The organism is Marinobacter salinisoli, assembly GCF_017301335.1.
Classification (GTDB): domain Bacteria; phylum Pseudomonadota; class Gammaproteobacteria; order Pseudomonadales; family Oleiphilaceae; genus Marinobacter; species Marinobacter salinisoli.
In genome coordinates this window covers 1,173,588-1,194,744 of the sequence record NZ_CP071247.1, presented here as the reverse complement: position 1 = coordinate 1,194,744, position 21,157 = coordinate 1,173,588, and the positions used below count along the sequence as shown (strand labels likewise).

The following is a 21,157-nucleotide window of genomic DNA, read 5'->3' as shown; positions in this document are numbered from 1 at the left end:
CCACCAGAAACTGTTCATTCGGGGGGCATGATAACTGATCGTGCGCGCCGATTCTTTTACAGCCGGCCTTCTTCCACCGCGTGGCAGGCCACCTGAGCGCCAGCATCGGTGGCGATCAGTTTGGGGATTTCCTGCTTGCAACGCTCGTTGGCGTACGGGCAGCGACCGTGGAACACGCAACCCGACGGCAGGTTAACCGGCGTCGGCACCTCACCTTGCAGGCGGATGTGGTTCGGGCGGTCGTCCTCAAGTTTCGGAATCGCCGACAGCAGCGCCTGAGTGTAGGGATGGCGCGGGGTACTGAACAGAGTCCTGGTATCCGCCAGCTCGCACACCCGGCCCAGATACATCACGGCTACCCGGGTACCAAAGTGCTCCACCACCGCCAGATCGTGGGTAATGAACAGGTACGTCAGGTTGCGGCTCTCCTGGGCATCCATCAGCAGGTTCAGAACCTGGGCCTGAATGGAGACATCCAGTGCCGAGATAGGCTCGTCCGCCACGATGAACTCCGGGTCCACCGCCAATGCCCGGGCGATGGCGATGCGCTGACGCTGGCCGCCGGAGAACTCGTGACCAAAGCGGGAACCCCAGTCCGGGTTGACGCCCACCGAGTGCATTACTTCGTGCACCTTGTCGCGGACTTCCAGCTCGGACCACTCCGGGTGGTGAAAGCGGATCGGCTCTTCCAGAGTCTTCTGGATGGTCATGCGCGGGTTCAGGGACGCATACGGATTCTGGAAGATCATCTGCATCTTGCGGCGGTACGGCAACACCGCATCGCCGCTGAGATTGTCGATCCGCTGGCCATCGTAATGAATCTCACCGGCCGTTGGCGACAGCAGGCCCATCACGGTGCGGGCGACGGTGGATTTACCACAGCCAGACTCGCCCACCACGCACAGCGCTTCCCCTTTCTGCACCTGAAGGTCGACACCGTTGATGGCGTGAACCGCTTCCTGACGGCGCTGGAACCTGCCGTTCTTGAAGGTGATTTGCTCCAGCAGGCCACCGGTCAGATCAAACTTCTTTTCCAGACCCTGGATGTTTACCAGTGTGGATGACTGGGAGGTCATGATTCGGCCTCCTGCATGCGTTTCTCCTGCTCGATAAGATTACTGACTTCATAACAGGCCACATCGACATTGCCGGAGCGCACGTATTGTGGCATTTCGCGCTTGCACTGCTCGGTGGCGAATTTGCAGCGCGGATGGAACGGGCAGCCCGTGGGCACGTTCTTCAGCGACGGCATGGACCCGGGGATCTGGAACAGGCGGCCGCCGGGCTCACCCATCTGCGGCAGCGCATTGATCAATCCCTGGGTATACGGATGCTGGGCGTCGTTGATGATTTCCTTGGTCGAACCCTGTTCGATGATGCGCCCGGAGTACATGACCAGCATGCGCTGGGTCACCTGGGACACCACACCCAGATCGTGGGTGATCAGCATCAGGGCCACATTTTCCTGCTCGCACAGCTCCAGCAGCAGGTCCATGATTTCCGCCTGGATGGTCACATCCAGTGCGGTGGTCGGCTCGTCCGCGATGATGATTTCCGGGTCCAGCAACAGCGCGATGGCGATGATGACACGCTGGCGCATACCACCAGACAGTTCGTGCGGGTACTGGTCCAGACGCTTTTCCGGCGACGGAATGTAAACCTTGCGCAGCTTATCCAGCGCAATCTCGCGCGCCGCCTTTTTGCTGATGTTCCGGTGCGCCAGAATCGCCTCGATCATCTGGGTGCCGATGGTCAGCACCGGGTTGAGGGTCATCATCGGGTCCTGGAAGATCATGGCAATGCGATTGCCACGGATCTTGCGCAATTCGCGCTCGCTCATGGCCGCCAGGTCCTTGCCTTCAAACAGGATCTGGCCACCGGCGATGTAACCCGGGCGGGCGATCAGGTTCAGGATGGAGAACGCGGCAACGGATTTACCAGCGCCGGATTCGCCCACCAGGCCCAGACGCTCACCCTTGTCGAGGCTGAAGCTGATACCGCGCAGCGCCTTCAGGTCACCGCCACGGACCGCAAAGCGGACATCAAGATTTTTTACTTCAAGCAATGCCATGACGTTACCCCTTGTAAAGCCGTGGATTCATGACATCCCGCAGCCAGTCACCCAACAGGTTGATGACCAGTACGAGCACCACCAGTACCAGGCCCGGGATCAGGGTGATCCACCAGGAACCGCTCTGGATGTAGTCAAAGCCGGACTTGATCAGGGAACCCAGCGACGGCTGGGTTTCCGGCATACCAAGGCCAAGGAATGACAGTGCCGCCTCGGAAATGATCGCGTTGGCGATCTGGACCGTGGCGATAACAAAAATCGGCGACAGGGTGTTCGGCAGAATGTGGCGGAACATGATCCGCGGCGTGCCAAAACCCATGACCTTGGCCGCATCCACGTACTCTTTCTTCTTCTCCGCCAGCACGGAGGCGCGCACGGTACGGGCAATCTGCGGCCATTCGGACACACCGATGATGAAAATCAGCATGTAGATGGCGATTTCGCCGAACATCAGGCTGCCGAAGGTGGCCTTGACCACCGCACCCACGATGATGGCCACCATCAGGGTTGAGAACGACAGCTGAACGTCGGCGATGCGCATCAGGATGGCGTCCACGCGGCCACCGAGGTAACCGGCCAGCAGGCCGAACAGGATACCCAGTGCACCCTGCAGCAGAACGGCGCCGAAGCCGATCATCAGGGATACCCGGGTGCCGTACAGAATGGTGGACAGCAGGTCACGGCCCTGGGCGTCGGTGCCCAGCGGAAACGCCGCGTCAGACCCCGAAATGCCGACCGGCGGCAATTCCGAATTCATGATGTCGATCTGGGTCAGATCGTACGGGTCGGTCGGAGCCAGCAGGGGTGCAAAGACCGCCGCCAGCACCATCAGCATCAGCACCAGGAAGCTGGCGATCGCGACCTTGTCGCGCTTGAAGCTGTACCAGAAAAAGGAGTCGCGAAAGCGATCCCAGCGGGAAAGAGTCGCCGTCGTCATGCTTTCTTACCTGTCAGTTTTACCGTCGGGTTTACCAGTCCGTAGATCAGATCGACCAGGGTATTGGTAATTACGAAAATCAGACCCACCACCATCAGGTAAGCCACGATCAGGGGAATATCACTGCGGGTGATGGCCTCGAGGAACATCAGGCCGACACCCGGCCACTGGAACACGGTTTCAGTCAGGATGGTGTACGCCACCATAATCCCGATCTGCACACCGCCCACGGTAATCACCGGCAGCATGGTGTTCTTCAGGGCATGCAGAAAGTTAATGCGCGGAGCGGCCAGGCCCTTGGCACGGGCGTAGCGAATGTAGTCGCTCTGCAGGACTTCCATCATCTCCGCCCGAATCAGACGGATAAACAGCGGCAGCATGATGGAGGCCAGGGAAATGGACGGCAACAACAGGTGCAGCAGGCCATCCTGGGTGAAGAAGCCGGACTCCCAGGTACCGAACAGATGGGTCAACTCGTCACCACGGCCGTAGGACGGCAGGCCACCGTTGGTGGACAGCGCACCGTTGAGCCAGCTACCCCAGCCAGTGTCTTCCGGGAACAGGGTCACCGTGACACCGATAGAGAACAGTTGAATCAGAACAATGGCCGTCAGGAACACGGGGATGGAAATCCCCACCGTGCTGACGCCCATGAAGAATTTGGACAGCCAGGCCTGGGGCCGAATGGCGGCATAGACGCCAATGGGCACCGAGAACAGGACAATAATCAATGTTGCGCCGATGACCAGTTCCAGGGTCGCCGGCAGGTTCTCGAGAATGACATCCACGGTGGGCTTGCCATAGAAGTAGGAGGTACCGAGATCACCCTGCAGGGCATTGCCGGCAAATCGCAGGTACTGAACCACAAACGGGTCGTTCAGTCCCAGTTCGTCACGGAGCTTTTCCCTCTCCTCTTCGGAGACGGACATTCCTACCATCTCTTGAAGCGGATCACCCAGGTTATCCTGAATGCTGAAGGCAATCACACTGATCACGAACATGACCAGCAGCGCCTGTGAAATCCGCTGAACCAAAAACGCTAACATGAGTTATTTCCGGAGATTACTGAAAACAAAAGGCCGGCTCCGGTCGCCCAAAGCCGGCCTGCCCATAGAGACGATTACTCTATGACGAGGTCACCCAGGTACGGGAAGTTCATCACGTTGAGCACCGGCTCGATCTTCACGTTCTTCTTCGCAGCCCAGGCAAGGTCCTGCCAGTGCAGCGGAATGAAGGCCGCGTCTTCGTACAGGCGCTGCTCAACGGTCTGCAGCATCTCTGCACGCTTGTCCAGATCGGTTTCGACGTTGGCCATTTCAACCAGCTTGTCGAGCTCCGGGTTGCAGTAGTTGCCAGCGTTGTACTGGCCTGCACCGGTTTCGGAATCCGGACAGAAAGTCAGGAACTCGTAGAAGTTCGCTGAATCTTCGGTGTCGGCGTGCCAGCCGATCATCATCATGTCCGCTGCACGGTCATCAAACTCCGGCCAGTACTGGGCCTTCGGCAGGGTCTTCAGGTCGACCTTGATGTTGATGCGCGACAGCATCGCGGCCACCGCCTGAGCGATCTTGTCGTCGTTCACGTAACGGTTGTTCGGCGCCATCATGGTGATGGTGAAGCCATCTTCATAGCCGGCTTCTTTCATCAGTTCCTGGGCCTTGGCTACGTCGTAACGCGGCTTCAGGTTCGGGTTATGGCCCTGGTAGCCTTCCGGCGACATCTGCGCAGCCGGGGTGGCAAAGCCCTTCATGATCTTGGCGGCAATGCCTTCCTGGTTCACCGCGTAAGCGATGGCTTCACGAACTTTCGGGTTCTTGAAGGCTTCCACACGCTCCTGGTTAAGCTGGAACATGATGATGCGCGTACCGGTCATGGTGACCAGGTCGGTATTTTTGTCGCTGCGGATACGGTCCAGATCGGTGGGCGGTACCGGTGCAATGAAATCAACACCGCCGGACAGCAGGGCAGAAACCCGGGTGTTGTTTTCTTTGATCGGCGTCAGCACGATCTTGCCAACGTTGCCCGGTGACTCGGTGTCCCAGTAATCGGCAAAGCGCTCGAACTCAAGGCGAACGCCCTGCTGGCGATCGGCAATGATGTAAGGGCCAGTACCGGACATGTTCCGGGACGCGAAGGAACCACCTTTCTTGTCGATCAGGTCCTTGGCTTTGCCGTCGTCGGTCTCGCCGCTGTAGAACTCGCTGTCCATCGGGAAGATGTAGGTCGCCGCGTTCAGCAGCAGCGGATACGGTTTCTCGGTCACCAGCTCGAAGGTGTAGTCATCAACGACGCGAACTTCGGTGAACGGGCGGAAGATCGCCTTGTAGTCCGCGCTCTTCTTCAGGCGCTCGAAGGTGAACTTCACATCTTCTGCAGTCAGCTCGTTGCCGGAATGGAATTTCACACCCTCACGCAGCTTGAACCGCATCGTGTTATCGTCAACCCGCTCCCAGCTCTCAGCCAGACGCGGCTCGAAGCCGAGGTCCTTGGTCCAGCGCAGCAGCGGGTCAAAGGTCAGGTGGCTCAGCTGGAGCATGCCACCGGAGAGCTGTTCATGGATATCCATGGTTACTGGGTCGGCGTCATACGCCATTTTCAGTTCCTTGGTCGCCTCAGCGGCGAAGGCTACCGGCGCCGCCGCCAGGGCCATGGAACCAACGAATGCTGTCAACAGTTTTTTCATCGCGTTTTCCGTCGCAGTTATGAGAATTTTATTGGTACTTCGGCACCGGTTACGGCACCCAAAGACTGCGCAAAAACTAGTCTCGGAAAACCATTACATCAATCGAAATTGCAAAATGACGTTATGCGTGAAGTGAATCACACCAAAGCGAATCATTAAAAAACAGACAGTTAACGGTACAACAAACCGTGTAACCTGCTGGTCATTTTCTGTTCCCGCACCGATCGAGTGCACTTTTTTCAGTGCTGAAAGGGTATTCATCAGGCGCCAATGTTGCGTGAACTGCAGTAAACTGGGCCGATCCTGCACCTTCATCCGGAGCCAACATGGCACTCAAGGCAACCATCTTTAAGGCAACCCTGAACATCGCGGACATGGATCGTCATTATTACGCTGACCACCACCTGACCATCGCCCGCCACCCGTCAGAAACCGACGAACGCATGATGGTTCGGCTGCTCGCCTTTGCCCTGAATGCCGACGAGCCACTGGAATTTACCAAGGGCCTGAGCACCGACGACGAACCGGAGCTGTGGCAGAAAACCCTGAGCGACGACATAGAACTGTGGATAGAACTGGGCCTGCCCGAGGAATCCCGGTTGCGCAAAGCCTGCAACCGGGCCAAGAAGGTGCTTCTGTACACCTATGGCGGCAGGGCCGTTAGCCTGTGGTGGGACAAACACCGCAGCAAGCTGGAGCGGTTCGACAACCTGAGCATCGTTAACCTGCAGCCTGAAAGCACCAGCGCCCTGGCACAACTGGCCGAACGAAGCATGAACTTCCAGATTACGGTCCAGGATGGCGAAGTAACGGTCAGCAACGAAAACGCGCTGATCACGATCACCCCCGAACCCCTGTCCGCCTAGCACGAGGGGAACGCAAGAGGGACTAGACAGCGCCCTGCTCCGCACGTAAGATTGCGCACTCGAAATTAACGCACCGCGTTACATTTCACCCGCCCGTAGCTCAGCTGGATAGAGCGCTGCCCTCCGGAGGCAGAGGTCAGAGGTTCGAATCCTCTCGGGCGGGCCATCTCTCTGAAAGGCCTGCGTGCAAGCGCAGGCCTTTTTTATTGGGCCGCGTCCAGGCAACGCAAATTTATTTCCAAGGGCGATTTCAAAGTTCCCGGAAGAGCAACTACTCTGATTAGAGAGTTGCCGAAAAATCGATCAACGTCTCATAGCAGTAGCCCGTAGCAATGTAGCCCTTAGTAATAGAGAGGACACCTATATGTGGACCAAACCAGCTTATGAAGATCTACGCATTGGCTTCGAAGTCACCATGTATTTCGCCAATCGTTGAGATCTGAACAGACGGCCAGCGCGGACAGGCTGGCCACTCCTTCCTCGGAGCGTTCCAAATGCACATTCATGTACTTGGTTCCGCCGCAGGGGGAGGCTTCCCCCAATGGAACTGCAACTGTCACAACTGCGATGGGTTCCGCAAAGGCACGTTGAAAGCTCAGGCTCGCACTCAGTCCTCGATAGCCATCAGTGAGGACGGCGAGCACTGGATTCTCTGCAACGCCTCCCCGGACATTCGCGCGCAGCTTGCCTCGTTCGACGCCATGCAGCCCGCCCGCGCTCTGCGGGATACCGGCATCAGCGCGGTGCTGCTGTTTGATAGCCAGGTCGACCACACCACGGGCCTGCTCATGCTCCGCGAAGGCATGCCCTTGGATGTGTGGAGTACAACTCAGGTGCACGAAGATCTGAGCAGCGGTTTCCCTCTTTTCAACATGCTGAAGCATTGGAACGGTGGCCCACGCTGGCATGAGATTCCGTCCTCAGACCAGACCTCTTTTACCATCCCCTGCGCGCCTTCGTTGCGGCTGACCGCCATTCCGTTACTCAGCAACGCGCCACCGTATTCACCCCGACGCAACAACCCCCACCCCGGTGACAATATCGGTCTGTTTATCGAGGACACCCGCAATGGCGCGACCGCACTCTACGCACCCGGGCTCGGCAAACCGGACGCCAATATTCTGGCATGGATGGGTAAGGCGGATACCCTCCTGGTGGACGGCACGGTGTGGCAGGATGATGAAATGCAGCGCTGTGAAGTCGGCACCCGGACCGGACAGCAAATGGGTCACCTGGCGCAAAGCGGCCCCGGTGGAATGATTGACGTTCTGGACAGCATGCCTGCGGCGCGCAAAATCCTGATCCACATCAACAACACCAACCCAATTCTTGATGAGTCTTCCAGGGAGCGCGCCATTCTGGCCAGTCACGGCATTGAAGTGGCGTATGACGGGATGCACCTTGAACTGCTGGGGCAGCAATGAATCGGGCAGACTTTAAAACCGCACTTCTGGCGAAAGGCAAGTATTACCATATTCATCACCCCTTCCATCAAGCCATGTACAGCGGTGATTGTTCGCCGGAACAAATTCGCGGCTGGGTGGCCAACCGTTACTATTATCAGGTCAACATTCCGCGCAAGGATGCCGCGATCATGGCCAACTGTCCGGACGCATCGGTACGGCGACTCTGGCTTCAGCGGGTGCTTGATCATGACGGCCATGACGGAGACGAAGGTGGCATCGAAGCCTGGCTGAGCCTGGCCGAGTCGGTAGGGCTGAGCCGCGAGGAGGTCGTCGACCAGCGTCACGTATTGCCCGGCGTCCGGTTTGCGGTCGATGCCTACCTGAATTTTGCCCGTCGTGCGACCTGGCAGGAAGCTGCCTGCTCCTCGCTGACCGAACTGTTCGCGCCGGAGATTCACCAGTCGCGTTTGGACAGCTGGCCCGCCCATTACCCCTGGATCAAAACCGAAGGCTATTCCTATTTCAGAAAGCGGCTGTCCGAAGCCCGCCGGGATGTTGAGCACGGACTTACGATCACACTGGACCACTTTACGACGCCCGATCAACAGGAGCGGGCGCTGGAAATACTTCAGTTCAAACTGGACATCCTGTGGACGATCCTGGACGCCCTGACCATGGCCTATCGCCACGGCACACCTCCCTACCACACCGTCACCAACCAGCCTGCCTGGCACCGGGGGTGTAATGAACGACGTGATCCAACCGCACCTTGTGCCTCGTTTCAGAGTCGGTTTCCGGTTCCAGTGGGAGCCGGCGCAGAACGCTTACGTGCTGCTCTATCCCGAGGGGATGGTGCGGCTAAACGGCAGTGCCGGAGCCATACTGAATGAAGTGGATGGCAAACGTTCCGTCGCTGACATAATCGAGCGCCTGGAGCAGAGCTACCCCGATGCCGGGTCGCTGTCTGATGATGTGATGGACTTTCTCGGGGAGGCCCGGAAGAACGACTGGATTGATCTGACATGACACACCGAGACATAGCGCCAGAACAACGTTCAACTGAAGTCGGGCCACCGCTCTGGTTGCTGGCAGAGCTCACTTACCGTTGCCCTTTGCAGTGTCCCTATTGCTCTAACCCGTTAGATTTTGCACATACGCAAACAGAGCTCAGCACCGAACAGTGGATGGAGGTGCTGCGTCAGGGACGTGAGATGGGGGCCGCGCAGCTCGGCTTTTCCGGAGGCGAACCACTGGTCCGCCAGGATCTTGCCGAGCTGATTGGCGAGGCCCGCCACCTGGGCTATTACAGCAACCTGATTACCTCCGGCATTGGCCTCACCAAAGCCAAAGTAGACACGTTCCTGGAGGCCGGGCTGGACCATATCCAGGTCAGCTTCCAGGCGTCTGATTCCGAGTTGAACAACGCATTGGCCGGTTCACGAAAAGCCTTCGAGCAGAAGCTGGCCATGGCCCGGGCCGTGAAGGAAGCCGGTTACCCGATGGTGCTGAACTTCGTCATTCACCGCCATAACATCCATCAGATGAATGACATCATCGATCTTTGCGACCGTCTCGATGCCGATTACGTTGAGTTGGCCACCTGTCAGTATTATGGCTGGGCCTTCAGAAACCGGGAGGCTCTGATGCCCTCCAAGACACAACTGCTGACCGCAGAGACAGCCGTGAAATCCTACCGGGAACGGCTGGCAGCCTCGGGCTCCCGGATGAAACTGATCTTTGTCACCCCTGACTACTACGAAGAGCGCCCAAAGGCCTGCATGAACGGCTGGGGAAGTCTGTTCCTGACCGTCGCGCCTGATGGCACCGCGCTGCCATGCCACAGTGCGCGAATGCTGCCGATCGACTTTCCCAATGTCTGCGAGACCGATCTGCGGACGATCTGGTACGACAGCCCCGGCTTCAACCATTACCGCGGCGACAGCTGGATGCCGGAGCCCTGTCGCTCCTGCGATGAGAAAGCCAGGGATTTCGGCGGTTGTCGGTGTCAGGCCTATCTGCTCACTGGCAACGCGGACAATGCAGACCCCGTGTGCAGTAAATCACCCCACCATGATCGTGTTTTGGCAGCCCGACGCGCTGCCGATCATGCCACCACGGGGCTGGAGGATTTGACCTATCGCAACACCGAGAACTCCCGGCTGTTCTTCCGGAGCTGATATCCCGCGGCTGACCGCCGAACAGGCCGCTGCCGGGTTGATACAGCGTAGCGAGCTTGTAGCCTCGCAAGCCGGTGTCTTTTGGCTCGAAACCGACCCGGATTCCGGCCTGAATCTGATTCATACCCTGGCCGGGTCTGGCGAGGGCTCCGCCCCCTTACTGCCGGATACCCTGGGCGTCCGAAGCCAGGTAAACGGCTATGGCGGTGGCGCCCTATGCGCGACTTCGGACCGGCTATTTGCCATAGAATCCTCCAGCCAGCAGATCTACGTCATTTTCCCCGAGACTGGAAGGTTCAGCCCTGTGACCGATGATGCCAGTGCCTGCTACGGCGGCCTGGTGTGGGATCGGCACCGGGAGCGGCTACTGGCCGTGCGGGAAGATGCCGATGGCCAGCAACTGGTCGCGATTCGCCAGGGAAAGCTGGAAACCCTGCATCAAGGTGAGGATTTCTACAGTGCGCCTGCGGTATCCGACAGCGGCCGGCAACTGGCCTGGATCAGTTGGCAATTACCGGATATGCCGTGGGTTGCGTCGGTGCTCTGGCTGGCCAAAGTCAGTGACGATGGCAGGCTTGTGGACGCCAGGCCAGTCATGCCCTTCCCGTCGCCAACTCGCGCCTGCGTCCAGCAACCGCTATTCGTGGGCGAAACCCTGTACGTGCTGTCGGATCATCTGGGCTGGTGGCAGCCTTGGCAAATGGATGAGAACGGGAGCTGGCGTTGTCTTGACGACACCCCGGAAGACCAGGCGAGCGCGCCCTGGCAACTGGGTGAAAGCCAGCATTTGCCGCTGCCAGAGGGCGGATGGCTGCGGGTGCGATATCGCAATGGTATGGCCGGGCTGTGGTGGAACTCCGGCCGTGACGCGTCGCCGCAACAACTGGCTGATTCCTATATTGATTTCCGATGCCTGACCCGGCAGGAAAACCGGGCCTACTGCATTGCGCGGTCAGCAGACCGGCTCGACGCGGTCCTTTCTGTGGCTACTGACACCGGCCAGATCCATGTGCTGGCCGGCGGCGAGACACCCTTTGGTGAGATTGCGCTTTCATCGCCCGAGCCATTCCGGCTGCCGGACAGTGAGGAACAGGCCGTTGTCGTCAGTGGGTTCTACTACCCACCGGTGCATTCCCAGCCTGGACAAATGGATGACGCCCCACTGGTGATGATCGCGCACGGGGGGCCAACCGCCATGATCAGCCCCGTGCTGAATCCCCAGGTTCAGTTTCTCTGCCACCAGGGATTTGCAGTTGCCGAGGTGAATTATCGGGGCAGTTCCGGTTTTGGCCGCGACTTTCGACTGTGCCTGGCTGGCCAGTGGGGGGTGGTCGATGTTCAGGACATCGAGCGAGCCGCCCGGCACCTCGTCAGTGAGGGCAAGGCCAGCGGTCAGGCCGTCTTTATTCAGGGACGCAGTTCGGGAGGCTATACGGCATTGATGGCGCTGGTCTCGTCAGCTTATTTCACGGCCGGCGTGAGTCAGTTCGGAGTCAGTGATCCCGAACGCTTGCGGAAAATGACCCATCGTTTTGAATCAGGCTATCTGGACTGGCTCCTCGGCTCCTTCGAGGAGTCGCCGGAACGCTGGAGAGAGCGTTCGCCCCTGAGGCAGGCGCACCGCATCCAGCAACCCACAGCTTTTTTCCAGGGTGGGCAGGATGCCATTGTGGTTCCCGAACAGACTCAACGTATGGCAACGGCGATACGCGCCAACGGCCGGGAGTCGCTGGTACAGGTGTATCCTGATGAGGGCCACGGCTTTCGGAAGGCATCGAATCAGGCGGATATGTTAACTCGGCTGGCCGCGTTCTACCGGCAGTTCCTGCAACGCTGATTGCACGCTTGTCAGGCGGGTCGCCTGGTTAAAGTTGGGAGATGAAGCCCGAAAGATTGGCTATGTCTTCGTCACTCAGATTTCGCGCATTCGGAATCATCAACCCGGAGTTTGCTCCCACCCTCTCACCGGCACGGTAGGTTTCGAGACGAGATTGAAGGTAACTCGCATCGCGACCTGCCAGGGCTGGGAAACTGGCCATGCCCTTTGCTGTGGGGCCGTGACACTGGGCACAATTATTGGAATACAGTTCTTTGCCCGCCTCCAGATCCGCCGCGTGCAAGTGGGTGGAAAGCAGAGCGATGGTTATCGAACCTAACAGAATACGTACCACAGGATGTCCTCAACTGTCTGGTAAAAACCGCACTGCCCCGAGGCAGTGCGGTCGACCGTTTACTCTGGGGTAAACCGATGAATCTGACCTTCATCCGTCGCGGCATAGAGGGAACCATCCGGTCCCATCACCAGGCCACGGAAGCGGGCCGGCCCGGCTGACAGAGGCATCTCGGTGTTATCCACGATTTCTGGCCCCTCTGGTACCAGGTGGATGACATTTATACGCTGGCCCACCGGCGTGTCACCGAAGCCAATGCCGAGGAAACTGACCACCAGACGACCGTCCCAGTCACCCCACTGCTCACCCGCCAGGAACGCCGCGCTGCTGATGCCCTGAGAGTAGTTGTTATTGGTCCACAGTGGCTTCATGGCATCCGGGTAGGTTTCAAAATCGGTCATCGGCATGTATTTCCTTCTTTCTTCAGGGTCCATGCCTTCGTTCTGGTTTGGCTCATAGCCGCAGTAGTCATCCGGGCAATCGCCACGTCCTGCCATGTTAGGCCGGGGGTCCCACCCACTATTACCACCGGGCACCAGAGCATTTACTTCATCGGTATGCCATGGGCCATGTTCGGTGATGATGGGCTGCTGACTTTGCGGATGGAAGGCAATGCCCTGAACGTTGCGGTGGCCGTAGGTGTAGGTTCGGGCATCGAATCCATCCGGTAACGCGTCCGCGTTCGTCGGGGCGGCCTTGCCGTCACGGTCAATGCGCAAGACCTTGGAGCCAAGATTGTCTCCGAATTGTGGCAGGCTGCTGTTGTGATTGTCGCCGGTGGTCACGTAGAGGAAACCATCAGGACTAAAGCGGATGCGGCCTCCATTATGAGCGCCAGCGTCACCGAAGGGGTGATCGGTGGGCGCCTGCTTGTAGGGAATGTTCTCAACAATGTCTGTCCGGTCCGAGACGCTGGAAAAATCGTCGCTGACCGTCAGTCGTAACACGCGGTTCGTCGCAGGGTCGTCGCCCATGCGCGAGGCGGAATAAACAAAGACCGTCCGGTTGCTGTCAAAGTCCGGATCGAGAGCGACACCATTCATGCCCGCTTGTCCGTTGCAGAACAGATCGTCGGCGGTCATCGAATAGCCGTCGGTGCCTCCCATGCCAAGCAGGTTATTGACCGTGCCATCCGGGAGTCGGACCGAGAGGCCTTTGCACTTTTCAGTAACAAACATGGTTCCATCGGACAAGAAGGCCATGTCCCAGGGATTTTCGAGGCCCTCCATGAACACAGTTTGCTTGACTTGGGGCGCCTCGGCCTGCGAGCTCAGCGGCAACCCCAACAATACCGACGAGGCTGCCACGACACTCACATAACGTATGTAAGAGGATTTTTTCATGATTTTTTAACCATCCGTATTGTTTTTGTGTTTATAGAACACACCACACAAAGAGATTAGGTCTGGTTAAAAATTCGTCAAGTTTGCCCCTTGCCCATCCGAAGGCAAAGCCCATTATCACGCAATTCATTCAAGGAAAAATAAGCGGGTCCTGCGTCGAACTATTTTACAACCCGACACCCCCGGCGGCGGATACCCTGAGATAAAGCCGCTTTAACACTTTCAAATCTTATGCTGATCTGTGACTCAGGCACAGAATCTGCTGCAATTTTGTGCTAGGGGCCGTGGTGGGCGCCCCGATAATAAAACCCTCAACGCAACTGGTGTGACCCATGAACAACAAACGCATCACCACCGGTGCAGTGCTCACCGCACTCGCCTGTGTAAACTTCTATGCCAGCTCCGCAGGCGCTGAGCACTTGGACGATGTCAGCCTCAGGGCAATGGCCATTGAAAGGTTCGGTGGTCCTGCCACTTTAAGCGAAATTCCGGTCCCCGTACCCAGCCAACTGAATGACTTCGTAAAAGATCGCGATGCCGCCATTGCCCTGGGCAAGGCGCTCTTCTGGGATATGCAGGCAGGCAGCGATGGCCAGGCCTGCGCCTCCTGTCACTTTGCCGCCGGAGCCGACAACCGGACCAAGAATCAGCTCAGCCCCGGTCTACTCGACGCCATCAACCCCGACAGCATTTTCGACCACACTTTTACCGGGAACCGGGGCCCCAACTATGAGATGACACTGGAGGACTTCCCCCTTCGGCGGTTGGCTGACCCAAACAATCGGGAGTCTACTATTCTCCATGATATGAATGATGTTGTGTCCTCCCAAGGCACCTTTGGCAGTGGCTTTTCCTTGACGCCCATCGACCCCCTCAGGCGCAACGATCAATGCACTCCGCCAGTGGACTCGATCTTCAATGTCGGGGGGATAGCGGTACGGAAGGTCGAGCCGCGAAATGCTCCCACCGTCATTAACGCCGCCTTCTTTCACCGCAACTTCTGGGATGGCCGGGCCAATAATATCTTCAATGGCCTGAACCCCCTGGGAGAGCGCGGTCTGCTGGCATCTGACGGCAACCCGGAACCCGGCGTCGTAAAGGTACAGCCGGACGGTTCAGTGGCCAAGGTGCAGGTGCGACTGGATAACGGCAGTCTGGCCTCGCAGGCCGTGGGGCCAGCGCTCTCGGACTTTGAAAGCAGCTGTGCCGGACGTCAATTCGCAGATCTTGGCCGCAAGCTGCTGGACCGAAAACCCCTCTCGTTCCAATTAGTGCACGCCAACGACAGTGTGCTGGGCCCGCTGAAGGATAATAGCGGAACTCGTCGCCGGCCCGCCAAGGGGCTGATTTCGACTTATGGCGACATGGTTGAACAAGCCTTCCATGCCCCCTACTGGTCTTCATCCCAGCTATTTACCGCCAACGGAACCCCGCTGCCTGAGGATACCACCGAGGCCGGCTACCGTCAGATGGAAGTGAATTTTTCGCTGTTCTGGGGACTGGCCATTCTGCTGTACGAAAACACCCTGATCTCGGACCAGACTCCCATCGATTCGTTCATGGCCGGGGCAGACACCGCACTGACCGCCCAGGAAAAGCTCGGCTTTGAGGTATTCCTCGATAAAGGCAAGTGCGTTAACTGCCATGAGGGACCGGAATTTACCGGCGCGACCGTGCGTGCGCGGGCAAATCAGCCCTTTGGCAACGAAGAGTCCATCGAGCGCATGATCATGGGCGATGGTGCCACGGCGGTCTATGATGGCGGCTTCTACAACATTGGCGTGCGGCCCAGTCGGGAGGACCTCGGTGTGGGGGCGTCTCTGGCAGGATTCCCGCTGTCTTTCGCCCGGCAGGAAGTGTTTGGCCCCAAGATTGATGATTTCAATTTTGATCCGCAACGGTTTGAAATCCCCGGCCCGATAGTACCGGGAGAGCGAGTGGCCGTAGACGGAGCCTTCAAGACCCCGACCATCCGAAACGTGGAGCTGACCAGCCCCTACTTTCATAATGGTGGCCAGGCGACCCTCGAGCAGGTGGTAGAGTTTTATAACCGCGGTGGCGATAGACGCAGCCAGGGCTGCGGCGATACCTCCGGCTTCGGTAATAATTGCAGCAACCTGGACCCGGACATCGTGCCGCTGGGGTTGACCGATGTGGAATTGGCGGCGCTGGTAGCATTTATGAAGGCCGCGACGGACGAACGGGTGAGGTTTGCCCGAGCGCCTTTCGATCACCCTCAGCTGTTTGTGCCCGACGGGCATGTGGGAGACCAGAACAGCGTGACCGACTTTGGCGATGGCACAGCGGTTGATCAGTGGCTTGAGTTGCCTGCGGTGGGCGCCTCCGGCAGATCGACCCCCGTGCGCAGTTTTGAGCAGAACCTAACGTCTCCATAACCCCCCTGTAAAAAAAGGCCCGCTTTCGAGCGGGCCTTTTTCTGTTGATCCATCCCTTTCCAGATCTTTCATTCAATTGGCCCGATTTTGGCGCCGACTGAGGCTCAGTTTGCGGTGGCTGGCGGGCTGTTAAGGCAGACGCCTGTCAGTTTTTTTTACGACATAACGAAAACAGCGACAGTACGGACACCAAACCTTAAGAATTTAATTGGAAAACCAGAACTTTATTTTAGGCGGCATACTTCATGCTTGACGGCCTTAGTGGGATTACAGGTCCCGCTTAACACTTCGTGGCTGCCTGTAAGGCAAACGCCGACCTCGAAAAGGACTTTAGGTATCATGATGAATAACACTAAGCGCTTTGGCACAATCCTGCCCGCGATCGCCGGGCTTCTACTTGCTTGCTCCGGCACCGCTACGGCAGGCCTGATGCAGGTAAACTTTTTCGGCACCGTGGACTCTGCGGACCAAAATAACACGTTCGGGCTCAATGCGGGTGACACTGTAACCGGGTCGACGACCTACGATGGCATGCTGCTGACCGGCATTGGCGATGAGTTTATAGGGCTGGGAACCGACGCCAACGGTTTTGGCGGCAGCCTGACCATGAATATCGGCACAACGACGTTTGTGGAATCCGATGATATTGATTTTTTTTCTGGCTTTGGCTTCCCGGAACTGCAGTTTTTAAATGGCATGTTGGTCGGGTTCGAATTTTTGGTCCACAACAAGCCCGCGGTGGGCGATGAATTTGATACGCTTGGAACCGAATGGAACACATTCAGCCTGAATGACACCCGGGTTGCAGGTACTTGGACAAACTTCTCTGACCCTTTCGCGGTTTTGGAGCCCGGAACCCTGTCGCTTCTAGGCATTGGCTGTTTGGGATTGCTGGCTCGGCGACGTAAAGCGGCGTAATTGATACTCCTGCACAAACTTCCCAATAAAAATGAGCCGGCGGAACTAGGCACGAAGTGATGGGCGCCACTTTTGAACAGCGAGTGGCGCCCTCCTCATTTTCCACGAACCCCAGGTTGCACAGGGCCATCGCCGTTTGAATCAGACAAGTCAACCGCCCCTGACGCCCTTCATGTTCATAACCCCAAGTTATTATTAAATCGCATCATTTCTCGGTCTGACTGCGAAAACCATCCGGCTTGCTGGCTTTGCTGAGGGTAACGAGAAGCTTCCTCAAGAGCGGGCTTCTTTGTGGGTTAAGGCGTTACTCGCCGTTGAAATACCGCTGGGTACCACAGCTTTCGATGGTGGCCGCAATCCGCTCGATACCCTGCAAATAGGCAGCGGCTCGGTATCCCACCTCCTCTTTATCAGCCCGCTCGAAACACAGCTGGGCCTGACTGACGAGCTGCTCCTCCAGGCGATCATTAATGTAGTCTTCGCGCCAGTAATCCCCGGTTCGGTTCTGAACCCATTCCAGATAACTGACCATCACACCGCCGGCATTGGCCAGTATGTCCGGCAGGACCGTAACGCCCTGCTTTTCCAGCTGCTGGTCGGCGTCGGCCGTCACCGGGCCGTTGGCAATTTCCAGAATGGCGCCCGCGCGCACGTCTCCTACGTTGTCGGTGGTGATGACATTTTCCAGCGCCGCCAGCACCAGCACATCCACATCCAGCGCCAGCAGTTCTTCCTGGCTAATCTGATCCACCCCGCTTTCCTCACACACCGACGACTCGCAATAGACCATCCCCTTGAGTTCGCGAGCTTCGTTCTTGTGCTGCCAGATGGGCTCCGGATCGAGACCTTGGTCGGCGTAGATCGCACCCTGCGAATCGGACAGTGCAACAATGCGGTAACCGGCCTCCCTGGCCAGTCGGGCGAAGTGATAACCCGCGTTGCCAAAGCCTTGCACGGCGACGGTCATGTCTTCTCGGCGCTGATCGGTATGCTTGGCCCAGGCTTCCAGCACGTGCAGGGCACCACGCCCCGTGCCCGCGGTACGTCCCTGCGATCCCCCCAGACCAATCGGCTTGCCGGTAATAATGGCAGGCACTTTCCGGCGGGTAATTTCAGCGTACTCGTCCGCCATCCAGCCCATAATGGTTTCGTTGGTGTTGACGTCCGGGGCGGGGATATCCCGATCGGGCCCGATCACATCGTAAAAGGCCCGGATATAGCCCCGGGACAGGCGCTCAAGTTCCAGACGGGAAAGGCATTTGGGATCAACCTGAATACCCCCTTTGGCGCCGCCGAAGGGGATATCGACAACGGCACACTTGATGACCATCCAGAAACTCAAAGTCGCAACTTCGTCGGCATCCACGTCGGGATGAAAGCGCACCCCACCCTTACACGGCCCCCGGGTCTGATCGTACTGCACCCGCCACGCCGGAAACGTTTGCAGACTGCCATCGTCCATCCGCACCGGAATGGCCGCCTGATGAATGCGGTCGGGTTGCCCGAACTGATGACGAACGTCATCCTCGACATCCAGCCGATCGAAAATATCCGTCAGCCGGGATTGGGCATCGTTCAGCAGGCTGTTATGACTGGCCAAAGCAACTCTCCTTGAATCTCGTCTATATGGTGTGGGGGCGTCAGGCAGTATGGTGCCCAAGGAAGAACCGTAAAAGCTTAGACTTAAAATACGATGAGACTGGTCTCAGCCGATCAGGGACCAATACATCAAAAAGCTTTCAAGCGTGATTTGCCTGGCGAGGCACGTTCTTGCTGCTTCAAAAGGAGTAAACACCTGTCTTCAGCGGGTGGTTGGACCACGCCTCAATTCAATCGACGCATGGCATCGCCTCACTTTCACCACCCATCCGGTTGACTCCAACCTAAACCCTTGCGAATCTTAGAGAAAGAGCGTGCAAACTTCGATTCACTGGTGCAGGACTCCGCCTATACATGGATGCCTTGGCTGAAGCCTTTCGTCTGATTATCACGCTCGATGCCGATCTGTTCGAAATACTCTGGCTATCCATCCGTGTCAGTCTGATTGCACTGGCCATCTCCGCCGTCATCGGTTTACCCCTTGGTACCTACTTAGCGATCACCCAGTTTCCCGGTCGCAAATTCTGCATTCTTCTACTCAATGCCCTGATGGGCATGCCACCGGTGGTGGTGGGGCTGATGGTGTATTTGCTGCTGTCCCGTTCCGGGCCGCTGGGGTGGATGGGCCTGCTGTACACCCCCACGGCGATGATCATCGCGCAGGTGGTGCTGATTACGCCGATTATCGCGGCGCTGTCTAATCAGGTGATCGATGGCCTCCATCAGGAATACCACGATACGTTTTATTCCATGGGCGTTACCGGGCGCCGCGCCATCGTGGCGTATCTGGTGGATGCCCGGTATTCGCTGACCACCTGTATTCTGGCCGGTTTCGGCCGTGCCATTGCCGAGGTCGGCGCCGTTATCATTGTTGGCGGCAATATTGACCATCTGACCCGGGTTATGACCACGGCCATCGCGCTGGAAACCTCGAGGGGTAACCTGACACTGGCGCTGGGGTTGGGAACGGTGTTGCTCGTCCTGTCGCTGCTGGTCAATGCCCTGGTGATCGGCGTTCGGGAATACGCCGGGAGACGCCAGTATGCCTAGTGCGGTGCTGCCGATCCGGATCAGCGATCTGCGCCTGACGATAGGCGAACGGGCCTTGCTGGGCGGCGTCAATCTGTTGATTCGGGACCCGGGTATCACGGTCATTATGGGCCCGAACGGCGCGGGCAAGAGTTTATTCCTGCGCTCGCTGCACGGATTGATTACCCCCGATCACGGGCAAATCACGCTGGGGCCCATGACGGTGCCCGAAAGTCGCCACCAGCAGGCGATGGTTTTCCAGCACCCGGTCCTGCTGCGCCGGACCGCACTCCAGAACCTGGCCTTCGCAGCCCCCGACATCGCCAAATCCGACCCGCAGCAGTTGATGGCGGCGCTGGAGGCGGTGCATCTGGCTGATCGAGCCGGCCAGCCAGCCCGTATGCTATCGGGTGGCGAACAACAACGACTGGCACTGGCGCGAGCCCTGCTGAGCAAGCCCTCGCTATTGCTCCTGGATGAGGCGACGGCCAGTCTGGATCCTGCCTCAGTGTTGTTGATTGAATCGCTGGTCAAGGCCCAGAGCGCTCGGGGAACCAAAGTTATTCTGGTCAGTCACGACCAAAGTCAGGCTCGACGCCTGGCCGATGAAATCGTATTTATATCAAACGGACAGGTTGCCGAGCACCGTCCAGCGGAGCAGTTTTTTTCCGCACCCCAAACCCCGGCCGCGAAGGCGTATTTAGCCGGTGAGATTCTTTTCTGAAGCGCAGTAATGGAGAAGACGGCAATGAAGGGAACGACCATGAGTTACCTGATCGCCTGTTTTGCATTGGCGGCCAGCACTCACGCTTTTGCGGAGTCCATCATCGTTCAGTCCACCACGTCGACCAAAAACAGTGGCCTGTATGACTATCTGCTGCCAAAGCTGGAAGAGGACACCGGTGTTCGGGTTAATGTCGTTGCTGTAGGCACCGGCCAGGCGATCAAAAATGCCATGCGCTGCGATGGCGACGTGCTGCTGGTGCACGCCAGATCCGCCGAAGAGGAGTTTGTTGCGGCAGGCTACGGTGAGTTCCGCCGCGACCTGATGTACAACGACTTCGTCATCATTGGTCCCGAAACCGACCCGGCCAACGTGAAAGAGGCGAGCGGTGCCGTCGACGCCCTGAGCAGAATCAAGCAGGCCGGAGCCAAGTTCGCGTCGCGGGGCGATGACTCAGGCACGCACAAGAAAGAACGCGCCCTGTGGCGCAGGGCCTCGATCGACCCGGAGGCCGGATCCGGGCAATGGTACCTGGAAACCGGCAGTGGCATGGGGGCAACGCTGAATACCGGGGTTAGCCTCAGCGCCTATGTGCTGACCGACAGAGCGACCTGGATCACCTTCGCCAACAAGCAGGATGCCGTCATCGTTTTTGAAGGGGATGAGGCCCTGTTTAATCAGTACGGTGTCATCCCCGTCAACGCCACGAAATGCCCCAACGTCAACAAGGACGCTGCGCAGGCATTTACCGAGTGGCTGCTGTCCGAGCGCGGACAAACCGCGATTGGCGCCTACCAGGTCGATGGCAAGCAGCTGTTTTTTCCCAATGCCAACTGA

General features: G+C 58.0%; 19 protein-coding genes, 1 tRNA gene and 1 pseudogene. 13 read left to right on the top strand and 8 right to left on the bottom strand.

Annotated elements, in window-relative coordinates; translation table 11 throughout:
* Window positions 1-56: 56 nt before the first annotated feature.
* From LPB19_RS05385 to LPB19_RS05365, 5 genes are all read right to left on the bottom strand, one after another.
* Window positions 57-1,076, bottom strand: coding sequence for an ABC transporter ATP-binding protein (locus LPB19_RS05385; protein WP_206645078.1), 1,020 nt, complete (start codon window positions 1,074-1,076; stop codon window positions 57-59).
* Window positions 1,073-2,071: an ABC transporter ATP-binding protein gene (locus LPB19_RS05380; protein ID WP_206645077.1), complete on the bottom strand. Its 999-nt coding sequence runs from the start codon at window positions 2,069-2,071 to the stop codon at window positions 1,073-1,075. The genes LPB19_RS05385 and LPB19_RS05380 overlap by 4 nt, the downstream gene beginning before the upstream one ends.
* 4 nt (window positions 2,072-2,075) lie before the next feature.
* On the bottom strand, window positions 2,076-3,008 hold the full coding sequence (locus LPB19_RS05375) for an ABC transporter permease (RefSeq protein WP_206645076.1): 933 nt from the start codon (window positions 3,006-3,008) through the stop codon (window positions 2,076-2,078).
* Window positions 3,005-4,054, bottom strand: coding sequence for an ABC transporter permease (locus LPB19_RS05370; RefSeq protein WP_206645075.1), 1,050 nt, complete (start codon window positions 4,052-4,054; stop codon window positions 3,005-3,007). The genes LPB19_RS05375 and LPB19_RS05370 overlap by 4 nt, the downstream gene beginning before the upstream one ends.
* Window positions 4,055-4,128: 74 nt before the next feature.
* The gene (locus LPB19_RS05365; RefSeq protein ID WP_206645074.1) at window positions 4,129-5,691 is read right to left on the bottom strand and encodes an ABC transporter substrate-binding protein; all 1,563 of its coding nucleotides are present in this window, start codon (window positions 5,689-5,691) and stop codon (window positions 4,129-4,131) included.
* A gap of 326 nt (window positions 5,692-6,017) precedes the next feature.
* Here LPB19_RS05365 and LPB19_RS05360 point away from each other — a divergent pair, with 326 nt between their 5' ends.
* From LPB19_RS05360 to LPB19_RS05325, 8 genes and pseudogenes are all read left to right on the top strand, one after another.
* Window positions 6,018-6,557, top strand: coding sequence for a YaeQ family protein (locus tag LPB19_RS05360; RefSeq protein WP_206645073.1), 540 nt, complete (start codon window positions 6,018-6,020; stop codon window positions 6,555-6,557).
* 89 nt (window positions 6,558-6,646) lie between these two features.
* Window positions 6,647-6,723 (top strand) — tRNA-Arg (locus tag LPB19_RS05355).
* A gap of 198 nt (window positions 6,724-6,921) precedes the next feature.
* Window positions 6,922-6,993 (top strand): pyrroloquinoline quinone precursor peptide PqqA, encoded by a 72-nt coding sequence (gene pqqA / locus LPB19_RS05350; protein ID WP_007153157.1) that lies wholly within the window; start codon window positions 6,922-6,924, stop codon window positions 6,991-6,993.
* A gap of 58 nt (window positions 6,994-7,051) precedes the next feature.
* Window positions 7,052-7,981, top strand: coding sequence for a pyrroloquinoline quinone biosynthesis protein PqqB (gene pqqB, locus LPB19_RS05345; RefSeq protein ID WP_206645072.1), 930 nt, complete (start codon window positions 7,052-7,054; stop codon window positions 7,979-7,981).
* Window positions 7,978-8,703 (top strand): annotated as a pseudogene (gene pqqC / locus LPB19_RS05340) (pyrroloquinoline-quinone synthase PqqC); the annotation flags it as partial. The gene pqqB and the pseudogene pqqC, both read left to right, overlap by 4 nt.
* Window positions 8,704-8,707: 4 nt before the next feature.
* Window positions 8,708-8,989 carry a pyrroloquinoline quinone biosynthesis peptide chaperone PqqD gene (pqqD, locus tag LPB19_RS05335; protein ID WP_206645071.1) on the top strand — a complete coding sequence of 94 codons (282 nt, stop codon included), beginning with the start codon at window positions 8,708-8,710 and terminating at the stop codon, window positions 8,987-8,989.
* Window positions 8,986-10,140: a pyrroloquinoline quinone biosynthesis protein PqqE gene (gene pqqE / locus LPB19_RS05330; protein ID WP_206645070.1), complete on the top strand. Its 1,155-nt coding sequence runs from the start codon at window positions 8,986-8,988 to the stop codon at window positions 10,138-10,140. Before pqqD ends, pqqE begins: the two co-directional genes overlap by 4 nt.
* Window positions 10,141-10,177: 37 nt before the next feature.
* A complete protein-coding gene (locus LPB19_RS05325) occupies window positions 10,178-11,977 on the top strand; it encodes a S9 family peptidase (RefSeq protein WP_228289221.1) in 1,800 nt (599 codons plus the stop codon).
* Window positions 11,978-12,005: 28 nt separating this feature from the next.
* Here LPB19_RS05325 and LPB19_RS05320 read toward each other — a convergent pair whose 3' ends face one another.
* Together LPB19_RS05320 and LPB19_RS05315 are read right to left on the bottom strand one after the other, a co-directional pair.
* Complete coding sequence (locus tag LPB19_RS05320) at window positions 12,006-12,311, bottom strand: c-type cytochrome (protein ID WP_206645069.1); 306 nt, start codon at window positions 12,309-12,311, stop codon at window positions 12,006-12,008.
* Window positions 12,312-12,370: 59 nt separating this feature from the next.
* Window positions 12,371-13,654: a PQQ-dependent sugar dehydrogenase gene (locus LPB19_RS05315; RefSeq protein WP_206645068.1), complete on the bottom strand. Its 1,284-nt coding sequence runs from the start codon at window positions 13,652-13,654 to the stop codon at window positions 12,371-12,373.
* Window positions 13,655-13,986: 332 nt separating this feature from the next.
* Here LPB19_RS05315 and LPB19_RS05310 point away from each other — a divergent pair, with 332 nt between their 5' ends.
* Together LPB19_RS05310 and LPB19_RS05305 are read left to right on the top strand one after the other, a co-directional pair.
* Complete coding sequence (locus LPB19_RS05310) at window positions 13,987-16,050, top strand: cytochrome-c peroxidase (RefSeq protein ID WP_206645067.1); 2,064 nt, start codon at window positions 13,987-13,989, stop codon at window positions 16,048-16,050.
* Between the two features lie 339 nt (window positions 16,051-16,389).
* Entirely contained in the window at window positions 16,390-16,968 is a 579-nt protein-coding gene (locus tag LPB19_RS05305; protein ID WP_206645066.1) for a PEP-CTERM sorting domain-containing protein, read from the top strand.
* A 304-nt stretch (window positions 16,969-17,272) separates the two neighbouring features.
* On the opposite strand, the gene LPB19_RS05300 is transcribed toward LPB19_RS05305, so the two are convergent.
* Window positions 17,273-18,568: a Glu/Leu/Phe/Val family dehydrogenase gene (locus tag LPB19_RS05300; RefSeq protein WP_206645065.1), complete on the bottom strand. Its 1,296-nt coding sequence runs from the start codon at window positions 18,566-18,568 to the stop codon at window positions 17,273-17,275.
* A 353-nt stretch (window positions 18,569-18,921) separates the two neighbouring features.
* Between LPB19_RS05300 and LPB19_RS05295 the strand changes: the two genes are divergently transcribed.
* The 3 genes from LPB19_RS05295 to LPB19_RS05285 are packed head-to-tail and all read left to right on the top strand — an operon-like array spanning window position 18,922 to window position 21,157.
* The gene (locus tag LPB19_RS05295) at window positions 18,922-19,617 is read left to right on the top strand and encodes an ABC transporter permease (RefSeq protein WP_206645064.1); all 696 of its coding nucleotides are present in this window, start codon (window positions 18,922-18,924) and stop codon (window positions 19,615-19,617) included.
* On the top strand, window positions 19,610-20,320 hold the full coding sequence (locus LPB19_RS05290) for an ATP-binding cassette domain-containing protein (RefSeq protein WP_206645063.1): 711 nt from the start codon (window positions 19,610-19,612) through the stop codon (window positions 20,318-20,320). Before LPB19_RS05295 ends, LPB19_RS05290 begins: the two co-directional genes overlap by 8 nt.
* 24 nt (window positions 20,321-20,344) lie before the next feature.
* Window positions 20,345-21,157, top strand: a complete 813-nt coding sequence (locus tag LPB19_RS05285) for a substrate-binding domain-containing protein (protein ID WP_206645062.1) — start codon at window positions 20,345-20,347, stop codon at window positions 21,155-21,157.

Bases quoted from the DNA above. Each gene is read 5' to 3' on its own strand.
- LPB19_RS05385 (WP_206645078.1), bottom strand. From the start codon at position 1,076: ATGACCTCCCAGTCATCCACACTGGTAAACATCCAGGGTCTGGAAAAG.
- LPB19_RS05380 (WP_206645077.1), bottom strand. From the start codon at position 2,071: ATGGCATTGCTTGAAGTAAAAAATCTTGATGTCCGCTTTGCGGTCCGT.
- LPB19_RS05375 (WP_206645076.1), bottom strand. From the start codon at position 3,008: ATGACGACGGCGACTCTTTCCCGCTGGGATCGCTTTCGCGACTCCTTT.
- LPB19_RS05370 (WP_206645075.1), bottom strand. From the start codon at position 4,054: ATGTTAGCGTTTTTGGTTCAGCGGATTTCACAGGCGCTGCTGGTCATG.
- LPB19_RS05365 (WP_206645074.1), bottom strand. From the start codon at position 5,691: ATGAAAAAACTGTTGACAGCATTCGTTGGTTCCATGGCCCTGGCGGCG.
- LPB19_RS05360 (WP_206645073.1), top strand. From the start codon at position 6,018: ATGGCACTCAAGGCAACCATCTTTAAGGCAACCCTGAACATCGCGGAC.
- pqqB (WP_206645072.1), top strand. From the start codon at position 7,052: ATGCACATTCATGTACTTGGTTCCGCCGCAGGGGGAGGCTTCCCCCAA.
- pqqD (WP_206645071.1), top strand. From the start codon at position 8,708: ATGAACGACGTGATCCAACCGCACCTTGTGCCTCGTTTCAGAGTCGGT.
- pqqE (WP_206645070.1), top strand. From the start codon at position 8,986: ATGACACACCGAGACATAGCGCCAGAACAACGTTCAACTGAAGTCGGG.
- LPB19_RS05315 (WP_206645068.1), bottom strand. From the start codon at position 13,654: ATGAAAAAATCCTCTTACATACGTTATGTGAGTGTCGTGGCAGCCTCG.
- LPB19_RS05310 (WP_206645067.1), top strand. From the start codon at position 13,987: ATGAACAACAAACGCATCACCACCGGTGCAGTGCTCACCGCACTCGCC.
- LPB19_RS05305 (WP_206645066.1), top strand. From the start codon at position 16,390: ATGATGAATAACACTAAGCGCTTTGGCACAATCCTGCCCGCGATCGCC.
- LPB19_RS05295 (WP_206645064.1), top strand. From the start codon at position 18,922: ATGGATGCCTTGGCTGAAGCCTTTCGTCTGATTATCACGCTCGATGCC.
- LPB19_RS05290 (WP_206645063.1), top strand. From the start codon at position 19,610: ATGCCTAGTGCGGTGCTGCCGATCCGGATCAGCGATCTGCGCCTGACG.
- LPB19_RS05285 (WP_206645062.1), top strand. From the start codon at position 20,345: ATGAAGGGAACGACCATGAGTTACCTGATCGCCTGTTTTGCATTGGCG.